Genomic DNA, 296 nt, shown 5'->3' on the forward strand with positions numbered 1-296 from the left:
GGTCGTTAGCTCAGTTGGTAGAGCAGTTGGCTTTTAACCAATTGGTCGAAGGTTCGAATCCTTCACGACCCACCACTTTTCTGAAAGTGTTGCCAGTTAGGCATAGATTTAGAAGCAAAACCTAGATGGGTCGTTAGCTCAGTTGTTTAGTTTAATTAGGCAGTTGGCTTTCTTTCCAATTAAAACATAGGTTTTAATGAAATACAGATGGGTCGTTAGCTCAGTTGGTAGAGCAGTTGGCTTTTAACCAATTGGTCGAAGGTTCGAATCCTTCACGACCCACCACTTTTCTAAAA

At 41.6% G+C, this 296-nt stretch carries 1 tRNA gene; it reads left to right on the plus strand.

Annotated features, from left to right (window positions below):
• Positions 1–209 precede the first annotated feature (209 nt).
• A tRNA-Lys gene (locus tag AN944_RS21160) sits at positions 210–285 on the plus strand.
• Positions 286–296 lie beyond the last annotated feature (11 nt).

Origin of the sequence: Shewanella sp. P1-14-1 (assembly GCF_001401775.1) — a bacterium.
In the GTDB taxonomy this organism is placed as follows: Bacteria; Pseudomonadota; Gammaproteobacteria; order Enterobacterales; family Shewanellaceae; genus Shewanella; species Shewanella japonica.